Below are 20,210 nucleotides of genomic sequence, written 5' to 3'. Positions count from 1 at the left end.
TATTCGCCCTACCCCCCAATTGCCGTAGGGCGAACAACGCCGCCGGCGTTATCCGCCGATACAGCGCGCGATACCGGCAAGCATTCAGCGCGCCCCGGCGAGCGAGCGGCAGAGTTTCTCGGTCGCCGCCAGCATGGCGAAGCTCGGCCGCTCGAGGTTCTTGTCTTCGATCCGGTACAGCTGTCCGCGCCGCGTCGCCGCCAGCGCCGGCCATTGCCGCCAGAGTTCGAGCTGGGCGTGACTGCCGGCGACGATGACCGCCGGATCGCGCGCCAGAACCGCCTCGACGCTGACCTGCGGCGCCGGCTGCGGCAGGTCGCCGAATAGGTTCTCGGCGCCGCAGACGCGCAGCGCATCGCTGATCACCTGGCGTCCGCCAATGGTGTACAGCGGCCGGTCCCAGACCTGGTAGAACACTTTCAGCGGCTTGTCCCGCCGGTAGCGCTCGGCCAGGCGCCGCATGCCTTCGCGGAACCTGGCCGACAACCGCTGGCCGGCCTCGGCCTCGCCCAATGCCTCGCCCAGCGCAGCCAGTTGCAGGGCCAGTTCGTCGAGGCTGTGCGGTTCGGCGATGAAGAGGGCGATGCCGAAGTCCCGCAGGCGCTGCAACTGCGCCTCGGGCACGCTGCCGGGCCAGACCAGGATCAGGTCGGGCTGCAGTTCCAGCAGGCGTTCGAGATTGACCTGGCCGTAGCGGCCGACGGAAGGCAGGTCGCCAATCGCCGCCGGACGCTCGCCGCCATCCAGCACGCCGACCAGGCGGCGCGCTGCGCCGAGTTCGAGGACGCTGTCGGTCAGCGAAGGCGCCAGGCTGACCACCCGCTGCGCCGCCCCGGCGGAAAGGCTGAGGAGCAGGCAGGCGAGCAGCCAGAACGAGCGCATCAACCGAGTTGACGCGGAATACGGTAGAGCCAGAACAGCACCAGGCTGGTGACCCCGAGCAGGATCAGCGCAACGCCGTTGAGCCCGGCGAACACACCCGGCACGCCGATCCAGGCCGGCAGGCTGGCGCCGAACAGGGCCTTGCGGCGCACCTGCGCCAGACGGGCCCAGGCGGCGGCTTCCTCCGCCGTATCCAGCGCTTTCTGGGTGGCGATGAGACCACGCTTGTAGGCACCGAACAGCGGCAGGTTGACGAACATCGACAGCAGCGCGGCGATGAACAGCGGCATCGCCAGGCCATGGGGAAGGGGTTGCAGTTCGCCGAGGAAGAACTCGACCAGGATCAGCGGCAACAGCGCCAACGCCAGTTGCAACCACCAGGCACGTCCCAGCGCGCCGCGGGCTTGCTGGCGACTCACGTGGTTTCCGCCTCGCCCTGGTGCAGGCTGCCGAGCATGTGCCCGAGCTTGCCGGCCTTGGTCGCCAGGTAGCGCCTGTTGTGCTTGTTCAGGCCCTTTTGCAGCGGCACGCGCTCCGCCACGGTGATGGCGTAGCTTTCCAGCGCCTTGACCTTGCGCGGATTGTTGGTCATCAGGCGCAGGGAGGAGACGCCCAGGTGCGCGAGCATCGGCTGGCACATGGCGTAGTCGCGCTGGTCGGCGCCAAAACCCAGTTGCAGGTTCGCCTCGACGGTGTCGGCACCGCCATCCTGCAATTCATAGGCACGGATCTTGTTCAGCAGGCCGATGCCGCGACCTTCCTGGCGCAGGTAGAGGAGCACGCCGCGGCCCTCCTCGGCGATGGCGGCAAGCGCGCCTTCCAGCTGGAAACCGCAATCGCAGCGCAGGCTGAACAGCGCGTCGCCGGTCAGGCATTCGGAATGCAGGCGACCAAGCACCGGCGCGCCATCGGCGATGTCGCCCATGCTCAGGGCTACATGTTCCTTGCCGCTCTCCTCGTCGAGGAAACCATGCATGGTGAATTCGCCGAAGGGAGTCGGCAGTTTGGAGGCGGCGACGAACACGACGGACACCGGGGAACTCCTAGGGAAACGGAAGTCCGCCATTGTACCAGCAGCGTCCGGCGCCCGGTCAGCTCGAAATGCCGCAAATACCTATCGAGATGGACGATGAATAGAACCCCGGGTTATGAGCGAGCGACATTCAATGCTTGGCCTCGATAAGCAGCATTCCCTGTTCCTCGCGCCAACGCACCCGGTTGAGGAAACTCATGCCGAGCAGGGCTTCGGTCGGATAGCCACCCTCGATCACCGCCGCCTCGACACCCAGCAACTCGATACCGCCGATCTTCACCCGGTCCAGGGTCACCCGCCAGCCGCGCGAGGTTCCGCTGGCAGTGGAGGCGACCATCGGCTTGCCGTCCACCCGGTAATCGATACCCAGGCGGCGCGCCTCGTTCTCGTTCATGGCGATGCTGGTGGCGCCGGTATCCACCAGGAACTGCATGTTCTGCCCGTTCACCGAGCCAGCCACCCAATAGTGCCCGCCCGTACCGCGGGCGATGCTGAAGCTTTGCCGCTGCGGCGCCGAATAGCCTGCCTCGTTGTATTCGCGGCTCAGTTCGTAGGTGCGCTCGACGCCGTCGATCCGCAGCACCGCCTTGCGGCTGTCGGCGCTGACCACCTGGACGCCCTGCGGGCCGGTCTGGCCGACCCTGACCAGCTTGCGCTGGCCATCGACGTTGAGTACCGCCGCGCCGGGGAACAGGCCGACCACGAACACCTGGGGCGCGGCCAGCGAGGACAACGCGAGAACGCTGGAAAACAGGGCGACGCACAGCCGCAGCATGATCACTCCTTGGGTGGCAGGATTGCCTTCAACGGCGCATAGGGCCAGTTCCAGCGGGCGAAGATCCGCTCCAGCTCGCCGCTGGCATGCAACTGCCGCATGCGCCGGTCGAACAGCGCCAGCAGCTCACGGCCCCTGGGGGAATCGGAGAAGCCAAGATACAGCGGCAACCGAGTGACGTCGGTGATGCGGTACTCAGCCGCCAGCGCTCCGGCCCCTGCGAGCATTTCCTCGAGTTCCGGACGCGAATCGATGAAATAGTCGACCCGGTGGTTGAGCAGCATCGGCAGCGCCGAGGTGCGGCGCTGCAACTCGCTGTGCGGGGTCAGGGTAGGGAAATAGCGGGCGAAGGCGTAGCCACGCATCCATGACAGGCGGAACCGGCTCAGGCCCTCCAGTGGCGGCGGCGGATTGTCTTTCAGGGAAAGCACGGCGATCGGATCGACGTCATAGGGCCAGCGAGGATAAAGCGCTTCGTCGATTTCCCCGCGGTAGGCGCCGACCCAGGCGTCGGCCTCGCCGCGCAGGACCAGGCCGACCGCCCGGGTATAGGGCTCGTTGGCGATCCGCAGGCGTACCCCGGCCGGCTCGTAGACGGCCCGCAACAGGTCCCAGGCCACCCCGCGACCGTCCTCCTGGGTGTAGCGCGTCCAGGTTTCGCTGACCACGCGGATCTCGCCCACGGCGGGGGCGGCGGAAGCGACGCCGGGCAGCAGCCACAGGCAGCAGAACAGGACGAGCAGACGCATGGGAGGCCTCAGACCAGCCAGTGTACCCATCCCCAGACTAGACCCTGCATGACCAGCCAGGCGAATACCCCGGCCAGGACGTCGTCGAGCATGATCCCGACGCCGCCGTGCACGTTGCGGTCCACCCAACTGATCGGCCAGGGCTTGAGAATATCCACGATGCGGAACACGACGAAGCCGATCAGCAGCCACCACCAGCCCTCCGGCACCAGCCAGAGGGTTATCCACATGCCGACCATCTCGTCCCAGACGATGCCTTCGTGGTCGTGCACGCGCAGGTCGTCGGCGACCTTGCCGCACAGCCAGAAGCCGAACAGCATGGTCACTCCCAGCATCAGCCAGTAGCCCCAGTCCGGCAGCATCTGCCACAGCGGGATGAACGGGATGGCCACCAGCGACCCCCAGGTGCCCGGCGCCTTGGGCAGGGTGCCGGAGCCGAAGCCGAAGGCGAGGAAATGCCAGGGATTGCGCCAGACCGACGGCGGCACCGGCTGCGCCGGCGCCTGATCAGGATGCTCAGTCACGTTGGGTTCCGAAATGTTGGTAACCGGCCGCGGCCGGTATGAGTTCCTTTCCGTCGGCGTCGAGCAGGTGCACCCCCTGTCCCGCCTCGACCCGGCCGATGACGGCCGTGGCCGGCCACGCGGCGCGAATCTCGCCAAGGTACTCAGGCGGCAGGGTGAAAACCAGCACGTAGTCGTCGCCGGCGGCCAGTTGCTGGCGCAAGGCTTCCTCGCCGGCGAGCAGGCCGCTCAACGCGGCGCTTGCCTGCAAGCGCTGGCATTCGACCAACAGGGCAACGCCGGAAGCGCGGGCGATATGCCCGCAGTCGGCGAGCAGCCCGTCGGAGATGTCCAGGGCGGCGCTGGCCTTGCCGCGCAGGGCGAGGCCCAGACCGAATTGCGGGGCCGGCGTCCAGTAGCGCGCCAGCAGCGGTTCGGCCACCTCGGCGGGCGCCGATCTTCGCTCCAGCACCAGTTCCAGCGCCGCTCCAGCCTCGCCGAGCGGGCCCCCGACGCAGAGCAGGTCGCCCGGGCGCGCACCGGCGCGGGTCAGCGCCTGGCCGGCCGGCACCCTGCCGAATACGGTCAGGGTCATGCTCAGCGGGCCGCGCGTGGTGTCGCCGCCGACCAGGGCCAGGCCGCACTGCCGGGCCATGGCGTCGAGGCCGCGGGCGAAGCCCTGCAACCACTCGGCGTCGGCCTGCGGCAAGGTCAGGGCCAGGGTGAAGGCCAGGGGCGCGGCGCCCATCGCCGCCAGGTCGCTGGCGGAGACCGCCAGGGCGCGCTGGGCAAGAAGGAAAGGGTCGCAACCGGCGGGAAAATGCACGCCTTCCACCAGGGTATCGGTGGAGACCGCCAGTTGTTCGCCGGCTGGCGGCGCCAGCAGGGCGCAGTCGTCGCCGATGCCGAGGGCCACGTCCGCCGCCGGCGCCGCGCAGGCGGCCGCGGCGAAGAAGCGGCGGATCAGCTCGAACTCACCCATGACGCCGCCGGCGCGGGATCAGCGCTTGCCGCCGCGCAGCTCGGCGGCGCGCAGGCGCGGCGCCAGCTTGTCGAGCACGCCGTTGACGAACTTGTGGCCGTCGGTGGCGCCGAAGGTCTTGGCCAGCTCGATGCCCTCGTTGATCACTACCTTGTAGGGCACGTCGATGCGGTTGCGCAGCTCGTAGGTGGACAGCCGCAGGATGGCCAGCTCGACCGGGTCGATCTCGGCCAGCGGGCGGTCCAGGCAGGGCTCGAAGGTGGAGTCCAGCTCGCTCTTCTGTCGCGGCACGCCGTGCAGGATCTCGTGGAAGTAGGCGCCGTCGACCTCGGAGAAGTCGTTGTCGGTGCGGAACTGCGCCTCGATCTCGTGCAGGGGCTGGCCGGCGATCTGCCAGGAGTACAGGGCCTGGACGGCCAGGCTGCGGGCCTTGCGGCGAGCGGCGGTCTTGCCTTTCGGCGGCTTGGCTGCCGGGTTGCCGCTGTCTTGATTGCTCACTTGGCCTCCAACTGCGCCAGCAGGCTGACCATTTCCAGGGCCGACAACGCGGCTTCGGCGCCCTTGTTGCCGGCCTTGGTGCCGGAGCGCTCGATGGCCTGCTCGATGGAGTCGACGGTGAGGACGCCGAAGGCGACCGGGATGCCGAACTGCAGGGACACCTGGGCCAGGCCCTTGGTGCACTCGCCAGCCACGTATTCGAAGTGCGGGGTGCCGCCACGGATCACCGCGCCGAGGGCGATGATGGCGTCGAAGCCGCCTTGCTGGGCGACCTTCTGGGTCACCAGCGGGATCTCGAAGGCACCCGGGGCGCGGATGATGGTGATCTCGCTTTCAGCCACGCCGTGGCGGACCAGGGCGTCGACGGCGCCGCTGACCAGGCTTTCCACGACGAAGCTGTTGAAGCGGCCGACCACCAGGGCGTAGCGGCCTTTGGGGGCAATGAAGGTACCTTCGATGGTCTTCAGGGTCATGAGCAGGTCTCATCTGTTAAAGAGCCGGGACGCCGTTGCGCCCCGAGCGAAAAGGGTCGAAAGGTCCGTCCAGCATAGCGCCCACCGCGATCTTGCACGCGGCGGGCGGGACAGGCCTTATTCGGCGGGCAGGTATTCTACAACTTCCAGGTCGAAACCGGATATCGCATTGAAGCGCATCGGCGCACTCAGCAGGCGCATCTTGCGCACGCCGAGGTCGCGCAGGATCTGCGAACCGGCACCGACGGTGCTGTAGGTGGTGGTGGCCTTGGGCGCCGGAGCCGGCGCCGAAGCGATCTCGCGGACATGGGCGAGCAGGTCGTCGCCGCCGATCTGGTGACCGAGCAGCAGCACCACGCCGCTGCCCGCCTCGGCGACCTTGGTCATCGCCGCGCGCAGGCTCCAGCGGCCCGGCTGGTTGACCTGCAGCAGGTCGCGCAGCGGGTCCATGTTGTGCACGCGGACCAGGGTCGGCTCTTCCGCGCAGACCTTGCCGAGGGTCAGCGCCAGGTGCACGTCGCCCTCCACCGAGTCGCGGTAGGTGATCAGGTTGAAGTGGCCCAGTTCGCTGTCCAGCGGCTGCTCGGCGATGCGCTCGACGGTGCGCTCGTGGATCAGCCGGTAGTGGATCAGGTCGGCGATGGTGCCGATCTTGATCCCGTGCTCGGCGGCGAACGCCTCCAGTTCGGGCCGGCGAGCCATGCTGCCGTCGTCGTTCATCACCTCGCAGATCACCCCGGACGGCTCGAACCCGGCCATCCGCGCCAGGTCGCAGGCCGCCTCGGTGTGCCCGGCGCGAGCCAGGGTACCGCCCGGCTGGGCCATCAGCGGGAAGATGTGGCCGGGGCTGACGATGTCGGCGGCCACGGCGTTCTTCGCCGCCGCAGCCTGCACGGTGCGGGCGCGGTCCGCGGCGGAGATGCCGGTGGTGACGCCCTCGGCGGCCTCGATGGAGACAGTGAACTTGGTGCCGAAGCCGGAGCCGTTGCGCTGCACCATCAGCGGCAGGCCGAGGCGCTCGCAACGCTCGCGGGTCATCGGCATGCAGACCAGGCCGCGGGCATGCTTGACCATGAAGTTGATGTCTTCGGTGCGGACGCATTCGGCGGCCATGATCAGGTCGCCTTCGTTCTCGCGGTCCTCGTCATCCATCAGGATGACCATCTTGCCTTGGCGGATGTCTTCGATCAGTTCGTCGATCGTGTTGAGTGCCATGGGCACCCCCTTATGCAATTCGTGGGTTACTTGAGAAAACCGTTCTCGGCGAGAAACGCTTCGCTGATGCCGGAGGCGCTGGGCTCGGCGGCCTTGTCGCCAAGCAGCAGGCGCTCCAGGTAACGGGCCAGCAGGTCGACCTCGAGGTTGACCCGGCGTCCGGGCTGGTACTCGGCCATGATGGTTTCGCTGAGCGTATGCGGGACGATGGTCAGCTCGAACTCCGCGCCGTTCACCGCGTTCACCGTGAGGCTGGTGCCGTCGACGGTGATCGAGCCCTTGTGCGCGATGTACCTGGCCAGTTCGCGCGGGGCACGCACGGTGAACTGGATGGCGCGGGCGTTCTCCTCGCGCTTGAGCACCTCGCCGACGCCGTCGACGTGGCCGCTCACCAGGTGTCCGCCGAGGCGGGTGGTCGGCGTCAGGGCCTTTTCCAGGTTCACCCGGCTACCCACCTTCAGGTGCTGGAAGGCGGTGCGCGCCAGGCTCTCGCGGCTGACGTCGGCCCAGAAGCCATCGCCGGGCAGTTCCACCGCGGTCAGGCAGACGCCGTTGACCGCGATGCTGTCGCCGAGCTTGACGTCGCCCAGGTCGAGCTTGCCGGTGGCGATGTAGACCCGCAGGTCGCCGCCCTTGGGCGTCATTGCGCGGACGCTGCCGATCGACTCGATTATGCCGGTGAACATGCGACCTCCCGTTTTTCCGCCGCACAGGCGCACAGCATGGCCGGCGCGACGCCGAGCGGCCTGCGTGCCATAGCGCGGGTATTCCAAGATGAAGACATATGACGAACTCCTGTTTCGTGAAAAACAGGGCTTTTTGGATCGAAGGGGATCTTGCGGGCGCACAGGGTACGCCCAGGCAGGCAATCCCGTTCTCTCTTTATCCGGACTATGACCGTCGGCCCCGGAATCGCACCGGGTCTGCTGACCTTGTCGTCCGGCGGTGGCCGGTCCGGCAAGCGCTCGCGGGCTAGGCGCCTTGCGCGCCATTACCGCCGGTGGGGACTTTCACCCCGCCCTGAGAACGTTACGGCCACCGAGATGGCCGTGTGGCGTTTTACCACAGTTGCGCCGCTTGTGCATCGTCCGCCGCGTCGCCGCGCAGCGAAGTTCAGGCGTCCCGCGGATGGGGCCGCGCGGTGACCAGCCAGTCGTCGCCCACCGCGCGGATGTCGTCGATCCGCAACTGCGCCGCATCGGCCATCCGCGCCAGCGGCCAGTCGAGCAAAGGACGGGCGCTGGAGCCGAGGAACTTCGGCGCGACGAACAGCCGGTACTCATCCACCAGCCCCAGCCGGGCGAAGGCGCCGGCCAGACGCGGGCCGGCCTCCACCAGCACTTCGTTGGCGCCGCGCGCCGCCAGTTCCAGGAGCAGCTTGTGCAAATCGACGTGGCCCTCGGCGGAGGGCAGCGCCAGCAGTTCGTGGCCGGCGTCCTGGAAGCGTTCGCGCGCCGAGGCGGCGGCGCAGGTCGCCACCAGCGCCGGACCGGCCTGGTAGAACGCCGACTCCAGCGGCACCCGCAGGCGCCCGTCGACCAGCACCCGCAACGGCTGGCGAGCCGCGGCGAGCGCGGTAAGCTCGGCGTTCAGGCCCAGTTCGTCGGGGCGTACGTTGAGCCGCGCATCGTCCGCCAGCAGCGTATCGGCGCCGGACAACACCACGCTGGAGCGAGCGCGCAAGCGCTGCACCGCCGAACGCGCGGAGGGCCCGGTGATCCACTGGCTTTCCCCGCTGGCCATGGCGGTGCGCCCGTCCAGGCTCATCGCCAGCTTGACCCGGACGAACGGCAGGCCATGTTCCATGCGCTTGATGAAACCGATGTTGAGTTCCCGCGCCTCGGCCTCGAGGACGCCGCTCTGCACCGCGATGCCGGCCTGCATCAGACGCAGCAGGCCGCGACCGGCGACCTCGGGGTTGGGATCCTGCATCGCCGCGACCACCCGCGCCACCCCGGCGCCCACCAGCGCATCGGCGCACGGCGGGGTGCGGCCGAAGTGGCTGCAGGGCTCGAGGGTCACGTAGGCGGTGGCGCCGCGTGCATTCTCGCCGGCCTGGCGCAGGGCATGGACCTCGGCGTGCGGCTCGCCGGCGCGGACGTGCCAGCCCTCGCCAACCACCTGGCCGTCCTTGACCAGCACGCAGCCGACGCGCGGATTCGGATGGGTGGAGTACAGCCCCTGGCGCGCCAGTTCCAGGGCGCGGGCCATGTACAGCGGGTCGGCGGCGTTCATTCCTTGGCCGGCTCGCGGGCGAGGCGTTCGATCTCCTCGCGGAATTCGTTGAGGTCCTGGAAGCGCCGGTAGACCGAGGCGAAACGGATGTAGGCGACTTCGTCGAGCTTCTGCAGCTCGGCCATCACCAGTTCGCCCAGCACCCGCGACTTGATCTCGCGCTCGCCGGTGGCGCGCAACTGGTGCTTGATGTGGCCGATGGCCGCTTCCAGGCGCTCGACGCTGACCGGACGCTTCTCCAGGGCGCGCTGCATGCCGGCGCGCAGCTTGTCCTCGTCGAACGGCTGGCGGCTGCCGTCCTGCTTGATCAGGCGCGGCATGACCAGCTCGGCGGTCTCGAAGGTGGTGAAGCGTTCGCCGCAGGCCAGGCACTCGCGGCGCCGGCGCACCTGATCGCCCTCGGCGACCAGTCGCGAGTCAATCACTTTGGTGTCATGGGCACCGCAGAAGGGACAATGCATGGTGCTGATACAGGCGTAGCTGAAGGAAGCCGCATGGTAGCGCATCCGCGCCCGACCGAGCACCCGCAGAATCGACCGGCGCCGGCACGCTGGGAAAGGCGAGAGGAATCGGACGTTGCGGACTACGCGAAGCGCGACAAGAATCACACTTTGCGCTATACAAGCGCCGCCCGGATTCCACCGCTATGGAGCAGCCCATGACCCTGCGCCCGATCGCCCTGCTGGCCGTCCTTCTCCTCGCCGCTTGTTCCAGCGACAAGCCGAAGCCTGCGCCAACGCCGCAAGCTTCGCGCAGCGTGACCATGGTCGAGCCGGTGCTACCGGCCCACCTGCGCGAGCTGAGCGGAACGCTGAGCAGCATCCAGGGCAGCCTGCCACGCGGCAGCGAGGTGCAGATGGCACTGCTGGTGATCGACGAGCGCGACCGCCCACAGCGGCTGCTGGCCAGCGAGACGGTGCTGGCCACCGGCGAACTCATGCCCTTCCGCCTGCCGTTCAACCCCGAATCCTTCCCGCCGGCCGGTGGCGCGCTGCGCGTCGAACTGCACGCGCGGGTGATCCAGTCCGGCCAGTTGGCCTGGCGCCTGCATCCGTTGCGGATCGCCCAGCCGACCACCCAGCCCCTCGGCGAACTGCGCCTGGTACGCGCGCCGTGACGGCACCGCAAGCCCTGACCCAGGCGCTAGGCGAGCTGCTCGGCGACGCCCGGCTCAGCGCCACCGCGCTGCCCGGCACCGACCTGCGCCTGTGGCTGATCGACGCGCAGAACATGGACCGCCAGTTCAGCCCGGAGGAGACCCGCCGCATCCTCGAGGAGCCGCCGTACTGGTGCTTCTGCTGGGCCAGCGGGCTGGTCCTGGCGCGCTGGCTGGCGGCGCGCCCGCAGTGGGTCCGCGGCAAGCGCGTGCTGGACTTCGGCAGCGGCTCCGGGGTGGCGGCGATCGCCGCGGCCCGCGCCGGCGCCGCCGAGGTGGTGGCTTGCGACCTGGATCCCCTGGCGCTGGCAGCGAGCCGGGCGAACGCCGAACTGAACGGAGTGGAGCTGAGCTATTCGGCGGACTTCTTCGCCGAGGACGATCGCTTCGACCTGATCCTGGTGGCCGACGTGCTCTACGACCGCGCCAACCTGCCGCTGCTCGACCAGTTCCTCAGCCGCGGCCGCCAGGCGCTGGTCGCCGACTCGCGGGTCCGTGACTTCCGTCATCCGCTGTACCGACGCCTGGACGTGCTCGACGCCTGTACCTGGCCGGACCTCGCCGAGCCCGCCGAATTCCGCCTGGTCAGCCTGTATCACGCCGAACGCGGGCAAGCCTGAGGCACGGGCTTGTTTGCGCGCGGCGCGCCCCCACTTATAGTGGTCACCACCTTGCGTTTCCGAGAATCGACATGAGCGATACGCCCTACATCTTCGACGTCACCGGCGCCAACTTCGAGCAGCTGGTCATCGAGAACTCGTTCCACAAGCCGGTCCTGGTGGACTTCTGGGCCGACTGGTGCGCCCCGTGCAAGGCGCTGATGCCACTGCTGGCGCAGATCGCCGAGTCCTACCAGGGCGAATTGCTGCTGGCCAAGGTCAACTGCGACGTCGAGCAGGACATCGTGATGCGCTTCGGCATCCGCAGCCTGCCGACCGTGGTCCTGTTCAAGGATGGCCAGCCGGTCGACGGTTTCGCCGGCGCCCAGCCCGAATCGCAGATCCGCGCCCTGCTCGAACCCCATGTGAAAGCACCGGCGCTGCCCGACGAAGACCCGCTGGAAGTGGCCCAGGCGCTATTCGCCGAAGGCCGCATCGGCGACGCCGAAGCGACCCTGAAAGCCCTGCTGGCGGAGAACAACGAGAACGCCGCGGCGCTGATCCTCTACGCCCGCTGCCTGGCCGAGCGCGGCGAACTGGAAGAGGCGCAGGCCATCCTCGACGCGGTGAAGAGCGACGAGCACAAGCAGGCCCTGGCCGGCGCCCGCGCGCAGCTGACCTTCCTGCGCCAGGCTGCCGACCTGCCCGACAGCGCAGAGCTGAAGAGCCGCCTGGCGGCCGATGCCGGCGACGACGAGGCAGCCTACCAGTTGGCCGTCCAGCAGCTCGCCCGGCAGCAGTACGAGGCGGCCCTGGACGGACTGCTCAAGCTGTTCCTGCGCAACCGCGGCTACCAGGACGACCTGCCGCGCAAGACCCTGGTGCAGGTCTTCGACCTGCTTGGCAACGACCACCCGCTGGTCACCGCCTACCGCCGCAAGCTGTACCAGGCGCTCTACTGAGTCGCCGAGCCCCGTCCGCGGGGCTCAGTCCTCCAGCCAGACGAACACCTGGGTGCCGTCGACCACCTCGACCTTGACCCGGGCGTCGTGCCGCAGGCGCACCAGCAGTTGCTTGGCGGCGCCGGCATTGCCGCTGAACCCCTCCAACTCCGCCAGCAACTGCGGCCCCTCGATCCGCCCGCTGCCGCGCAGCAGGTCCTGGGCGGTCTGCCATAGGCGATCCACCGGCGCTGCCGGCGCCGGCGCCCTGGCCGCCGCGACCTGCGGCTCGCCCAGCGGCGGCGGGGGCACGTGTTGCGCCAGCTGGCGCCAATCCTCGGCGTCCAGTTCCAGGGTCAGGTCCACCGGCCAGTCGCCGATGCTTCCGCGAATCCGCACCATCTCGTTTCTCCACAAGCGAATCGCGCCATGCTCCCACGTCGGCGCGTAGGGGCCAAATCGGCCAGGCTAGGCAGGCGGAAAAATTCGTTATAACGTAACAAACTCTTTTCCTTCCTTGCCGGAGTCCCGTTCATGCGCCCACTGCTGTTAGCCCTCGTCTTGCTGCCGTTCGCCGCCCAGGCCCATGACGACCACGACCATGACCACGCCCATGGCAGCCTGGGCAAGCACGAGCACGGCGTCGCCCAGTTGAACGTGGCGCTGGACGGCAAGACCCTCGAACTGGAGCTGGACAGCCCGGCGATGAACCTGGTCGGTTTCGAACACGCCGCCAGCACCGACGCGGACAAGGCCGCCGTGGCCAAGGCCCGCGCGCAGCTGGAAAAACCGCTGGAGCTGTTCGCCCTGCCAGTCACCGCCGGCTGCTCGGTGGCCAGCCAGGAACTGCGGAGTCCGCTGTTCGGCGACAAGGCGCCGGCCCACGCGCACAAGGAGAAGGCAGGCCACGAACACGAACACGAACACGGTCATGCCGATATCCACGCCCATTACCAGCTCAGTTGCGAGAAGCCCGAGCTGCTCAAGCTGCTGACCCTCGCCGAGTTCTTCAAGCGCTTCCCCGCCACCCAGAAAATTCAGGTACAACTGATCGGTCCCGACGGCCAGAAAGGCGCCGACCTGGCTCCGGCCAGCGCCGAGCTGAAGCTGTAGGATCGTTCCGGAGGCGCCGCGAGGGATTCGGCGCGGCGCCCCTCCATCCATTCTCGAGGCTCCGGCGGAGCGTTCCGCCCCTACCCCCATGAGCGCACTGATCACCCTGACCAACCTCGGCTTCGCCTGGCCCGGCCAGGCGGAGTTGCTGGACATTCCCAGCTTCCATCTCGAACGCGGCGAGAGCCTGTTCCTCAAGGGGCCTTCCGGCAGCGGCAAGACCACCCTGCTCGGCCTCCTCGGCGGCGTGCAGAAGCCCGGCCGCGGCAGCATCCGCCTGCTCGGCGAGGACCTGGAAAAGCTGTCCGCCGCGCGCCGCGACCATTTCCGCGTCGACCACACCGGCTACATCTTCCAGCAGTTCAACCTGCTGCCATTCCTCTCGGTACGCGAGAACGTCGAGCTGCCCTGTCACTTTTCCGCGTTGCGCCGTCAGCGCGCCCGCGAACGCCACGGTAGCCCGGCGCAGGCCGCCAGCCATCTGCTCGGCCAGCTCGGCCTCGGCGGCGAACTGCACGAACGCCGCGCCGACAGCCTGTCCATCGGCCAGCAGCAGCGGGTCGCCGCCGCCCGCGCGCTGATCGGCCAGCCGGAGCTGGTGATCGCCGACGAGCCGACCTCGGCGCTCGACGCCGACAGCCGCGAGGCGTTTCTCCAGTTGCTCTTCGCCGAATGCCGCGAGGCCGGCGCCAGCCTGCTGTTCGTCAGCCACGACCAGAGCCTGGCCGGGCTGTTCGACCGCAGCCTGTCCCTTTCCGATCTCAACCGCGCCGCCCGGCCGGCAGGACTCTGAGCATGTATCTCTTCCGACTGGCACTGGCCAGCCTGGCCAACCGCCGCTTCACCGCCCTGCTGACGATCTTCGCCATCGCCCTCTCCGCCTGCCTGCTGCTGGCGGTGGAGCGGGTCCGCACCGAGGCCAAGGCCAGCTTCGCCAGTACCATCTCCGGAACCGACCTGATCGTCGGCGCGCGCTCCGGCTCGGTGAACCTGCTGCTCTACTCGGTATTCCGCATCGGCAACGCGACCAACAACATCCGCTGGGACAGCTACCGGCACTTCGCCGAAAACCCGCGGGTGAAGTGGGCGATCCCGATCTCCCTCGGCGACTCGCACCGCGGCTACCGGGTAATGGGTACCGATGCCGGCTATTTCGAGCACTACCGCTACGGCCGCGGCCAGGAACTGCAACTGGCCGAGGGCCGCGCCTTCGGCCAGGACCTGTTCGACGTGGTGCTCGGCGCCGAGGTGGCCGAAGCCCTGCACTACAGGCTCGGCGAGAAGATCGTGCTGGCCCATGGGGTGAGCACGGTGAGCCTGGTCAAGCACGACGACAAGCCGTTCACCGTGGTCGGCATCCTCCAGCGCACCGGTACCCCGGTGGACCGCACCCTGCACATATCCCTCGCCGGCATGGAGGCGCTGCACGTCGACTGGCGCAACGGGGTGCCGGCGATGGGCGCCGGGCGCGTCAGTGCCGAACAGGCGCGGCACATGGACCTGCAACCACAGGCGATCACCGCGTTCCTGGTCGGCCTGAAGAGCAAGGTGGCGACCTTCGCCCTGCAACGCGAGGTCAACGACTATCCCGGCGAACCGCTGATGGCGATCCTCCCCGGTGTCGCCCTGCAGGAACTGTGGGGCCTGATGGGCACCGCCGAGAAGGCACTGTTCGTGGTCTCGCTGTTCGTCGTCCTCACCGGCCTGATCGGCATGCTCACGGCGATCCTCACCAGCCTCAACGAGCGCCGCCGGGAGATGGCCATCCTGCGCTCGGTGGGCGCGCGCCCCTGGCACATCTTCGGCCTGCTGCTGGCCGAGGCCTTCAGCCTGGCGCTGGCCGGCGTCGCCCTCGGCCTCGGCCTGCTCTACCTCGGCATCGCCGCCAGCCAGGGCTACGTCCAGGCCAACTACGGCATCTACCTGCCGCTGGCCTGGCCGAGCGACTATGAGTGGAGCCTGCTCGGGGCTATCCTGGCGGCCGCCGTGCTGATCGGCTGCGTGCCGGCCTGGCGCGCCTACCGCCAGTCCCTGGCCGATGGCCTGTCGATCCGCCTATGACCCGGAGATATTCCCCGATGCTGCGCTCCCTGACCGTCCTCCTGCTGGCTTTCGCCCTGCTCCTGGGCAGTGCCGTGGCGCGCGCCACGCCGCGCGAACTGACTTGGTCGCAACTGATCCCGGCCGGCGCCCCGCCCGCCCCGGCGCCGCTGCCGATCCACGACCTCGCCAACGCCCTCAGCGAAGCCGGTCCGGCGGCCAGCCAGCAGAGCCCCAACGCCCCGGTGGTGAAGGCACTGGACGGCATCGAGGCCAAGCTGCCGGGCTACATCGTGCCGCTGGAAATCAGCGAGGCCGGGCTGGTCACCGAGTTCCTCCTGGTCCCCTACTACGGCGCCTGCATCCACGTACCGCCGCCGCCGTCGAACCAGATCGTCTACGTGAAGACCGCCAAGGGCGTGCAGATGGACGAGTTGTATCAGCCATTCTGGGTCGAGGGCACCTTCAAGGTGGAGAACGCCAGCAGCGAGCTTGCGGCGGCCGGCTACCGCATGCAGGCGAGCAAGGTGACGCCCTACGAATACGAAGGTGGCTGAACGACATGCGACAATCCGCCGCGCCATTTACGTTGCGGCGGTCACATTTGCTCCTAGGATTGATTGAGCTGTGTCAAGGAAGGCAACTGTTAGCTGGCTGACCATTAGCAGCACCAACACTTTCTAATACAAGGAATGGAGCTCATCATGCGTAAGTCCTGGCTTACCGCTTCCCTGCTGGCCCTCACCGTCGCCTCCCCGTTCGCCGCTGCGGATATTCAAGGACACAAGGCCGGTGACTTCATCATCCGTGGCGGCTTCGCCACCGTCGATCCCGACGACAGCAGTTCCGACATCAAGCTGGACGGCGCCAAGCAGCGCGGTACCAAGGCGACTGTCGACAGCGACACCCAGCTCGGCCTGACCTTCACCTACATGTTCGCCGACAAGTGGGGCGTGGAACTGGTCGCCGCCACTCCGTTCAACCACCAGGTCGACGTCAAGGGCCTCGGCCCGGGCCTGGACGGCAAGCTGGCCGACATCAAGCAACTGCCGCCGACCCTGCTGCTCCAGTACTACCCCATGGGCGGTACCAACAGCGCCTTCCAGCCCTACGGCGGCCTGGGCGTGAACTACACCACCTTCTTCGACGAAGACCTGGCCAGCAACCGCAAGGCGCAGGGTTTCAGCAGCATGAAGCTGCAGGACTCCTGGGGCCTGGCCGGCGAACTGGGCTTCGACTACATGCTCAACGAGCACGCGCTGTTCAACATGGCCGTCTGGTACATGGACATCGACACCAAGGCCAGCATCAACGGCCCGAGCGCCCTGGGCGTGAACAAGACCAAGGTCGACGTGGACGTCGATCCGTGGGTCTACATGATCGGTTTCGGCTACAAGTTCTGAGTCGTAGACTGTCGCGGGGCTTGCGCCCCCAACGGGAAAAGGCGCCTTCGGGCGCCTTTTTTCATCCTGTGGAAACGGACCCCATGTACCTCTGGCTGAAGACCCTGCACATCACCTTCGCCCTCAGCAGCGCCGCCCTGTTCGTCTGGCGCCTGGCCTGGAACTGGTCGGGGCGCAAGGCCAGCGGCATCCGCCGCTGGGGACCGCACCTGATGGACACCCTGCTGCTGCTCAGCGCGCTCGGCCTGGTGCACCTGGCGATGCCCTGGCCGCTGCCGCTCTGGCTGCTGGCGAAGCTGGGGCTGTTGCTGGGCTACATCGTCTGCGCGGCGTTCGCCCTGCGGATGGCGCGGGGCCCCGGCAAGGGCCTGCTCAGCGTCCTCAGCCTCACCCTGCTGGGCGGGATCTTCTACCTGGCGCTGAACAAGCCCTGGTGGTGATCAGCGGCCGAGCAGGCGCGCCAGGCCCACGCCCATCGGCGTCGGCTGGTCGAAGCGGAAACGCCGCAGCAGGCGCTCGTTGTTCGCCCGCGAATGCCTGATGTCACCGGCTCGCGCGTCGGCGTGGGTCACCGGCGGCAGGCCACCGAGCACCTGGCCGATCTCTGCCAGCAACTGCTTCAGGCTGATGCTGCGATTCAGGCCGACGTTCACCGCCCCGGGTTCCACCGCCGTCGCCTCCAGCGCCTGGACCAGGAAATCGACCAGGTCGGCGACGTAGATGAAGTCGCGGGTCTGCTCGCCGTCGCCGAACACGGTGATCGGCGTCCCCTTCAGGGCGCGCTCGGTGAATATGCTGATCACCCCGGAATAGGGCGAGGACGGGTCCTGGCGTGGCCCGTAGACGTTGAAGAAGCGGAAGATCGCCGGTTCCAGCCCATGCTGGCGGCGATAGAAATCGAGGTAGTACTCGCTGGCCAGCTTGTCCGACGCGTAGGGCGTCAGCGGTGACTTCGGGGTGTCTTCGTCGATCGCCGTGCCTTCGCCGTTCTGCCCGTAGACCGCTGCGCTGGAAGCGAACACCACGCGCTTCACGCCCTGCTCGCGCATCGCTTCGCAGAGGTTCAGGGTGGCGATGAAATTGCTCTGGTGGGTGGCGACCGGGTCGTCCACCGAGGCCTGTACCGAGGCGACCGCGGCCAGGTGGGCGACCGCCGCGCAGCCCTTCAGGGCGGCCGCCAGGGTCGCCGCGTCGGCGGCGTCGCCTTCGAGCAGCTCTACCCGTTCGTCGTCCAGGGGCAGGTTGTCGCGCTTGCCGGTGGACAGGTTGTCCAGCACACGCACGCGGTAGCCGCGCGCCAGCAGCGCGTCGGTCAGGTGGGAGCCGATGAAACCGGCGCCGCCAGTGATCAGGATGGGGCGTTCAAACATGCCTGTAGTACCTGTCCAATAGAGCCGGCAAACCTGCGCGCCAGGCGCGCGGCTTGATGCCGAAGGTGTGGAGGATCTTCTTGCAGACCATCACCGCGTGCTGCGGCTCGTCGAGCGCGTCCGGGCGCGCGGCATGGGCCTCCGCCGAAGGCTCCTGGATCAGGTTGGAGCGATAGGTACGCGCCTCGTTGAGGATCACCTGTCCCAGCGCCAGGGTGGTGGTCGCTTCCAGTCCGCCGTAGTGGTAGGTGCCCCACAGCGGCGCCTGGCAGTCGAGCTGCTTGAGCACCGAGAGCACCACCCGCGCGGCGTCGTCCACCGGCGTCGGGTTGCCGCGCCGGTCGTCGGCGAGGAACAGCGGCTGCGGTTGTTCGGCGCGGCTGAGGAAACGTCCCAGCAAGCCGTTCGGGCTTTCGTCCAGCAGCCAGCCGAAGCGGATCAGCACATGTCGCGGGCAGGCCGCGCGCACGCTCTGCTCCATGCGCCAGAGCGCCTGGCCACGCAGGCCCAGCGGAAGGGTCTCGTCCTTCTCGCTGTAGGCGGTGGCGCGGGCGCCGTCGAAGACCCGGTAGCTGGACGGCTGGACCAGCAGGATCTCGTAGTGCTGGCAGAGCTCCGCGAGGCGCTCGACGGCGCGCTCCTGGGCGCCCAGGCGCTCCGCCTCGACCTGCTCGGCCTGGAACCAGTCGTGGTAGAAGGCGAGGTTGATCACCGCGTCGGGGCGCGTTTCGTCCAGCAGGGTGGTGAGGCTGGCGGCATCCCAGCCCTGCTCGGGTGGTCTGGGCGCGAGGAAACCGATGTCTTCCTCCGCCCCTAGGCGGATCAGCGCCTGTCCAAGGGCATTACCGCCGCCCAAAAGCATCAGGCGCATTCGCATGGTGTAGGGGGGCACTCGAAATCTGATAGTGAATAGCGACGCGGCGCACGCCCCAAGGCAATGACATCCTGCGCCTCGCTGGCGACATGAAAGGTGCGGGCATCGGGTGCTGCTTGTCGCGGCAGGTACCCCGGACAGCGCCGCCGTTATTTTCATGCAACCTGACACGCCGCATTCTTGCTGTGCCTCCGGTGAAGCGTCAAGCATTCACCGGGCCAGCTCCGCCTGCGGCGCGGATCGGCGGGACGAATGGCAGCGCGCGGCGGCGTCAGGCCGGTAGCGCGCCGGCCCGATAGTCCTTGGGCGAAACCTCGAACTGCTTCTTGAACGCCCGGCTGAAATGCGCCGAGTCGCTGAAACCCCACTTGAAGGCGATGGAGGTGATCGATTCGCCGCGCAGCCGTGGGTTGCCGAGGTCGGCGGCGCTGCGGCTGAGGCGCTGGCGGAGAATGTAGCGGCAGACGCTGTCGCCCTGCTCCTCGAACAACCGGTACAACTGGCGCACCGAGATGCGCAGGCGGCCGGCGAGCATGTCCGGACTCAGGCGCGGCTCCTGCAGGGATTGCTCGATCAGACGCTCCGCGTGCCGGCGCAGACTGTAGCCATAGAGCCCGGCCAGCGGTCCCTCCAATTCCTCGCCGGCGTGCTGTAGCGCCGGCCCGAGCAGGGCGATCAGCGCCTCCTGCAACGCCCCGCCCTCGTCCGCCACCGCCCACGGCTGCAGTTCTCCGGCGCACACCTGCTGCACCAGCAGGCTCAGCAGGCGACCGCTGGCGCAGTTCGGCGAGAGTTTGCCGAAGGCCCGCTGGCTGGGTGGCAGGTGCCGGCATACCTGGTCGCGGGAGAGATGGAACGAGGTGTGTTCGATGAGTCCGTGGGGAATGATCTCGCAGCCGCCCGCGGAGTCCATCAGCGCCATTTCCCCTGGCGCCAGCTCTATGCTGTCCCCACCCTGGCGCAGTTGCGCATGGCCGCTGCGCTGGACGACCAGGAAGCAGTGACGGTCGTCGTCATGATCGGCATGGGTGGCCTGGCGGGCGATGCGCCCGGCGTTGGTGCGGATCTGCGCCAGCTCCAGGCCGCCGAGGTCCTGCCGCGAGATATCGCCGATGAACAGCGTCCGGTTCAGCGCGGGCTGCGATTCGAAGCGCCCGCAGACCTGGCGCAACGCCTGGTTCCAGGCTTCGAAGCTGTTGTGTGCGGAAGACAGGGTATGCACCGGGCACCTCCTGACGGCAACGGCCATCGTTATTGTTGTATGGCGCGGCAATTACCGAGCCACGCAGCGCTGCCGACATGATTAACATGTTATCGATATACCCACAAGCTAGCGCAAATGGACCGGCGGATACGCATCCGGGAGAGC

At 68.2% G+C, this 20,210-nt stretch carries 26 protein-coding genes and 1 riboswitch; of the genes, 9 read left to right on the top strand and 17 right to left on the bottom strand.

Features of this window, described 5'->3' with window-relative positions; all coding sequences use genetic code 11:
* Nucleotides 1-84: 84 nt before the first annotated feature.
* The 13 genes from HMPREF2716_RS10525 to nrdR all read right to left on the bottom strand — a co-directional run bounded on the left by HMPREF2716_RS10525 (nt 85) and on the right by nrdR (nt 9,806).
* On the bottom strand, nt 85-882 hold the full coding sequence (locus tag HMPREF2716_RS10525) for a cobalamin-binding protein (protein ID WP_003102817.1): 798 nt from the start codon (nt 880-882) through the stop codon (nt 85-87).
* On the bottom strand, nt 882-1,301 hold the full coding sequence (locus tag HMPREF2716_RS10520) for a hypothetical protein (RefSeq protein WP_003118238.1): 420 nt from the start codon (nt 1,299-1,301) through the stop codon (nt 882-884). The genes HMPREF2716_RS10525 and HMPREF2716_RS10520 overlap by 1 nt, the downstream gene beginning before the upstream one ends.
* Nucleotides 1,298-1,915, bottom strand: a complete 618-nt coding sequence (gene ribA, locus HMPREF2716_RS10515; protein WP_003110510.1) for a GTP cyclohydrolase II — start codon at nt 1,913-1,915, stop codon at nt 1,298-1,300. Before ribA ends, HMPREF2716_RS10520 begins: the two co-directional genes overlap by 4 nt.
* Before the next feature lie 130 nt (nt 1,916-2,045).
* The gene (locus HMPREF2716_RS10510; RefSeq protein ID WP_003093301.1) at nt 2,046-2,690 is read right to left on the bottom strand and encodes a TIGR02281 family clan AA aspartic protease; all 645 of its coding nucleotides are present in this window, start codon (nt 2,688-2,690) and stop codon (nt 2,046-2,048) included.
* Nucleotides 2,691-2,692: 2 nt separating this feature from the next.
* On the bottom strand, nt 2,693-3,439 hold the full coding sequence (locus tag HMPREF2716_RS10505) for a substrate-binding periplasmic protein (RefSeq protein WP_003119126.1): 747 nt from the start codon (nt 3,437-3,439) through the stop codon (nt 2,693-2,695).
* A gap of 8 nt (nt 3,440-3,447) precedes the next feature.
* Nucleotides 3,448-3,963 carry a phosphatidylglycerophosphatase A family protein gene (locus HMPREF2716_RS10500; protein ID WP_003093304.1) on the bottom strand — a complete coding sequence of 172 codons (516 nt, stop codon included), beginning with the start codon at nt 3,961-3,963 and terminating at the stop codon, nt 3,448-3,450.
* Entirely contained in the window at nt 3,956-4,924 is a 969-nt protein-coding gene (gene thiL / locus HMPREF2716_RS10495) for a thiamine-phosphate kinase (protein WP_003454180.1), read from the bottom strand. Before thiL ends, HMPREF2716_RS10500 begins: the two co-directional genes overlap by 8 nt.
* An 18-nt stretch (nt 4,925-4,942) precedes the next feature.
* Nucleotides 4,943-5,422, bottom strand: coding sequence for a transcription antitermination factor NusB (nusB, locus tag HMPREF2716_RS10490; RefSeq protein WP_003093308.1), 480 nt, complete (start codon nt 5,420-5,422; stop codon nt 4,943-4,945).
* Nucleotides 5,419-5,895 (bottom strand): 6,7-dimethyl-8-ribityllumazine synthase, encoded by a 477-nt coding sequence (ribE, locus tag HMPREF2716_RS10485; RefSeq protein ID WP_003093311.1) that lies wholly within the window; start codon nt 5,893-5,895, stop codon nt 5,419-5,421. The genes nusB and ribE overlap by 4 nt, the downstream gene beginning before the upstream one ends.
* Nucleotides 5,896-6,012: 117 nt before the next feature.
* The gene (gene ribBA / locus HMPREF2716_RS10480; RefSeq protein ID WP_003093313.1) at nt 6,013-7,110 is read right to left on the bottom strand and encodes a bifunctional 3,4-dihydroxy-2-butanone-4-phosphate synthase/GTP cyclohydrolase II; all 1,098 of its coding nucleotides are present in this window, start codon (nt 7,108-7,110) and stop codon (nt 6,013-6,015) included.
* 26 nt (nt 7,111-7,136) lie between these two features.
* A complete protein-coding gene (locus HMPREF2716_RS10475) occupies nt 7,137-7,796 on the bottom strand; it encodes a riboflavin synthase (RefSeq protein WP_003093316.1) in 660 nt (219 codons plus the stop codon).
* 183 nt (nt 7,797-7,979) lie between these two features.
* Nucleotides 7,980-8,142, bottom strand: a riboswitch (FMN riboswitch).
* 81 nt (nt 8,143-8,223) lie between these two features.
* Entirely contained in the window at nt 8,224-9,345 is a 1,122-nt protein-coding gene (ribD, locus tag HMPREF2716_RS10470) for a bifunctional diaminohydroxyphosphoribosylaminopyrimidine deaminase/5-amino-6-(5-phosphoribosylamino)uracil reductase RibD (RefSeq protein ID WP_003107179.1), read from the bottom strand.
* Nucleotides 9,342-9,806 carry a transcriptional regulator NrdR gene (gene nrdR / locus HMPREF2716_RS10465; protein WP_003107181.1) on the bottom strand — a complete coding sequence of 155 codons (465 nt, stop codon included), beginning with the start codon at nt 9,804-9,806 and terminating at the stop codon, nt 9,342-9,344. The genes ribD and nrdR overlap by 4 nt, the downstream gene beginning before the upstream one ends.
* A 185-nt stretch (nt 9,807-9,991) precedes the next feature.
* On the opposite strand from nrdR, the gene HMPREF2716_RS10460 reads away from it, so the two are divergent.
* The 3 genes from HMPREF2716_RS10460 to trxA all read left to right on the top strand — a co-directional run bounded on the left by HMPREF2716_RS10460 (nt 9,992) and on the right by trxA (nt 12,062).
* Nucleotides 9,992-10,462: a YbaY family lipoprotein gene (locus HMPREF2716_RS10460; RefSeq protein WP_070621886.1), complete on the top strand. Its 471-nt coding sequence runs from the start codon at nt 9,992-9,994 to the stop codon at nt 10,460-10,462.
* Nucleotides 10,459-11,121 carry a class I SAM-dependent methyltransferase gene (locus tag HMPREF2716_RS10455; protein WP_023105815.1) on the top strand — a complete coding sequence of 221 codons (663 nt, stop codon included), beginning with the start codon at nt 10,459-10,461 and terminating at the stop codon, nt 11,119-11,121. Before HMPREF2716_RS10460 ends, HMPREF2716_RS10455 begins: the two co-directional genes overlap by 4 nt.
* 71 nt (nt 11,122-11,192) lie before the next feature.
* Nucleotides 11,193-12,062: a thioredoxin gene (gene trxA / locus HMPREF2716_RS10450; protein WP_003105274.1), complete on the top strand. Its 870-nt coding sequence runs from the start codon at nt 11,193-11,195 to the stop codon at nt 12,060-12,062.
* Nucleotides 12,063-12,086: 24 nt separating this feature from the next.
* Here the strand turns inward: trxA and HMPREF2716_RS10445 are convergent, their stop codons facing one another.
* Nucleotides 12,087-12,443, bottom strand: coding sequence for a hypothetical protein (locus HMPREF2716_RS10445; RefSeq protein WP_003105273.1), 357 nt, complete (start codon nt 12,441-12,443; stop codon nt 12,087-12,089).
* A gap of 132 nt (nt 12,444-12,575) precedes the next feature.
* On the opposite strand from HMPREF2716_RS10445, the gene HMPREF2716_RS10440 reads away from it, so the two are divergent.
* The 6 genes from HMPREF2716_RS10440 to HMPREF2716_RS10415 all read left to right on the top strand — a co-directional run bounded on the left by HMPREF2716_RS10440 (nt 12,576) and on the right by HMPREF2716_RS10415 (nt 17,037).
* On the top strand, nt 12,576-13,154 hold the full coding sequence (locus tag HMPREF2716_RS10440; protein ID WP_003118231.1) for a DUF2796 domain-containing protein: 579 nt from the start codon (nt 12,576-12,578) through the stop codon (nt 13,152-13,154).
* 88 nt (nt 13,155-13,242) lie between these two features.
* Nucleotides 13,243-13,947, top strand: coding sequence for an ABC transporter ATP-binding protein (locus tag HMPREF2716_RS10435; RefSeq protein ID WP_003093325.1), 705 nt, complete (start codon nt 13,243-13,245; stop codon nt 13,945-13,947).
* Between the two features lie 2 nt (nt 13,948-13,949).
* The gene (locus HMPREF2716_RS10430; protein ID WP_003118230.1) at nt 13,950-15,215 is read left to right on the top strand and encodes an ABC transporter permease; all 1,266 of its coding nucleotides are present in this window, start codon (nt 13,950-13,952) and stop codon (nt 15,213-15,215) included.
* Between the two features lie 17 nt (nt 15,216-15,232).
* Nucleotides 15,233-15,751 carry a DUF3299 domain-containing protein gene (locus tag HMPREF2716_RS10425; protein WP_070621885.1) on the top strand — a complete coding sequence of 173 codons (519 nt, stop codon included), beginning with the start codon at nt 15,233-15,235 and terminating at the stop codon, nt 15,749-15,751.
* Between the two features lie 147 nt (nt 15,752-15,898).
* On the top strand, nt 15,899-16,597 hold the full coding sequence (gene oprG, locus HMPREF2716_RS10420) for an outer membrane protein OprG (RefSeq protein ID WP_003093337.1): 699 nt from the start codon (nt 15,899-15,901) through the stop codon (nt 16,595-16,597).
* 83 nt (nt 16,598-16,680) lie between these two features.
* Entirely contained in the window at nt 16,681-17,037 is a 357-nt protein-coding gene (locus HMPREF2716_RS10415; RefSeq protein ID WP_023128588.1) for a SirB2 family protein, read from the top strand.
* Here the strand turns inward: HMPREF2716_RS10415 and HMPREF2716_RS10410 are convergent, their stop codons facing one another.
* The 3 genes from HMPREF2716_RS10410 to feaR form a co-directional block, all read right to left on the bottom strand.
* Nucleotides 17,038-17,967, bottom strand: a complete 930-nt coding sequence (locus HMPREF2716_RS10410; RefSeq protein WP_003093339.1) for an NAD-dependent epimerase/dehydratase family protein — start codon at nt 17,965-17,967, stop codon at nt 17,038-17,040. It lies immediately after the preceding gene.
* Nucleotides 17,960-18,844, bottom strand: a complete 885-nt coding sequence (locus HMPREF2716_RS10405) for a dTDP-4-dehydrorhamnose reductase (protein ID WP_003113045.1) — start codon at nt 18,842-18,844, stop codon at nt 17,960-17,962. The genes HMPREF2716_RS10410 and HMPREF2716_RS10405 overlap by 8 nt, the downstream gene beginning before the upstream one ends.
* Before the next feature lie 268 nt (nt 18,845-19,112).
* On the bottom strand, nt 19,113-20,063 hold the full coding sequence (gene feaR, locus HMPREF2716_RS10400; protein WP_009877048.1) for a transcriptional regulator FeaR: 951 nt from the start codon (nt 20,061-20,063) through the stop codon (nt 19,113-19,115).
* Between the last annotated feature and the right edge of the window lie 147 nt (nt 20,064-20,210).

The organism is Pseudomonas sp. HMSC076A11, assembly GCF_001810205.1.
In the GTDB taxonomy this organism is placed as follows: Bacteria; Pseudomonadota; Gammaproteobacteria; order Pseudomonadales; family Pseudomonadaceae; genus Pseudomonas; species Pseudomonas aeruginosa.
The sequence above is the reverse complement of the archived record's forward strand: the minus strand, read 5'-3'. Positions and strand labels throughout refer to the sequence as shown.

Coding starts and splice junctions, on each gene's coding strand:
- HMPREF2716_RS10525 (WP_003102817.1), bottom strand. CDS start 882: ATGCGCTCGTTCTGGCTGCTCGCCTGCCTGCTCCTCAGCCTTTCCGCC.
- HMPREF2716_RS10510 (WP_003093301.1), bottom strand. CDS start 2,690: ATGCTGCGGCTGTGCGTCGCCCTGTTTTCCAGCGTTCTCGCGTTGTCC.
- HMPREF2716_RS10505 (WP_003119126.1), bottom strand. CDS start 3,439: ATGCGTCTGCTCGTCCTGTTCTGCTGCCTGTGGCTGCTGCCCGGCGTC.
- thiL (WP_003454180.1), bottom strand. CDS start 4,924: ATGGGTGAGTTCGAGCTGATCCGCCGCTTCTTCGCCGCGGCCGCCTGC.
- ribE (WP_003093311.1), bottom strand. CDS start 5,895: ATGACCCTGAAGACCATCGAAGGTACCTTCATTGCCCCCAAAGGCCGC.
- ribBA (WP_003093313.1), bottom strand. CDS start 7,110: ATGGCACTCAACACGATCGACGAACTGATCGAAGACATCCGCCAAGGC.
- HMPREF2716_RS10475 (WP_003093316.1), bottom strand. CDS start 7,796: ATGTTCACCGGCATAATCGAGTCGATCGGCAGCGTCCGCGCAATGACG.
- ribD (WP_003107179.1), bottom strand. CDS start 9,345: ATGAACGCCGCCGACCCGCTGTACATGGCCCGCGCCCTGGAACTGGCG.
- nrdR (WP_003107181.1), bottom strand. CDS start 9,806: ATGCATTGTCCCTTCTGCGGTGCCCATGACACCAAAGTGATTGACTCG.
- HMPREF2716_RS10460 (WP_070621886.1), top strand. CDS start 9,992: ATGGAGCAGCCCATGACCCTGCGCCCGATCGCCCTGCTGGCCGTCCTT.
- trxA (WP_003105274.1), top strand. CDS start 11,193: ATGAGCGATACGCCCTACATCTTCGACGTCACCGGCGCCAACTTCGAG.
- HMPREF2716_RS10445 (WP_003105273.1), bottom strand. CDS start 12,443: ATGGTGCGGATTCGCGGAAGCATCGGCGACTGGCCGGTGGACCTGACC.
- HMPREF2716_RS10440 (WP_003118231.1), top strand. CDS start 12,576: ATGCGCCCACTGCTGTTAGCCCTCGTCTTGCTGCCGTTCGCCGCCCAG.
- HMPREF2716_RS10435 (WP_003093325.1), top strand. CDS start 13,243: ATGAGCGCACTGATCACCCTGACCAACCTCGGCTTCGCCTGGCCCGGC.
- HMPREF2716_RS10430 (WP_003118230.1), top strand. CDS start 13,950: ATGTATCTCTTCCGACTGGCACTGGCCAGCCTGGCCAACCGCCGCTTC.
- HMPREF2716_RS10425 (WP_070621885.1), top strand. CDS start 15,233: ATGCTGCGCTCCCTGACCGTCCTCCTGCTGGCTTTCGCCCTGCTCCTG.
- oprG (WP_003093337.1), top strand. CDS start 15,899: ATGCGTAAGTCCTGGCTTACCGCTTCCCTGCTGGCCCTCACCGTCGCC.
- HMPREF2716_RS10415 (WP_023128588.1), top strand. CDS start 16,681: ATGTACCTCTGGCTGAAGACCCTGCACATCACCTTCGCCCTCAGCAGC.
- HMPREF2716_RS10410 (WP_003093339.1), bottom strand. CDS start 17,967: ATGTTTGAACGCCCCATCCTGATCACTGGCGGCGCCGGTTTCATCGGC.
- HMPREF2716_RS10405 (WP_003113045.1), bottom strand. CDS start 18,844: ATGCGAATGCGCCTGATGCTTTTGGGCGGCGGTAATGCCCTTGGACAG.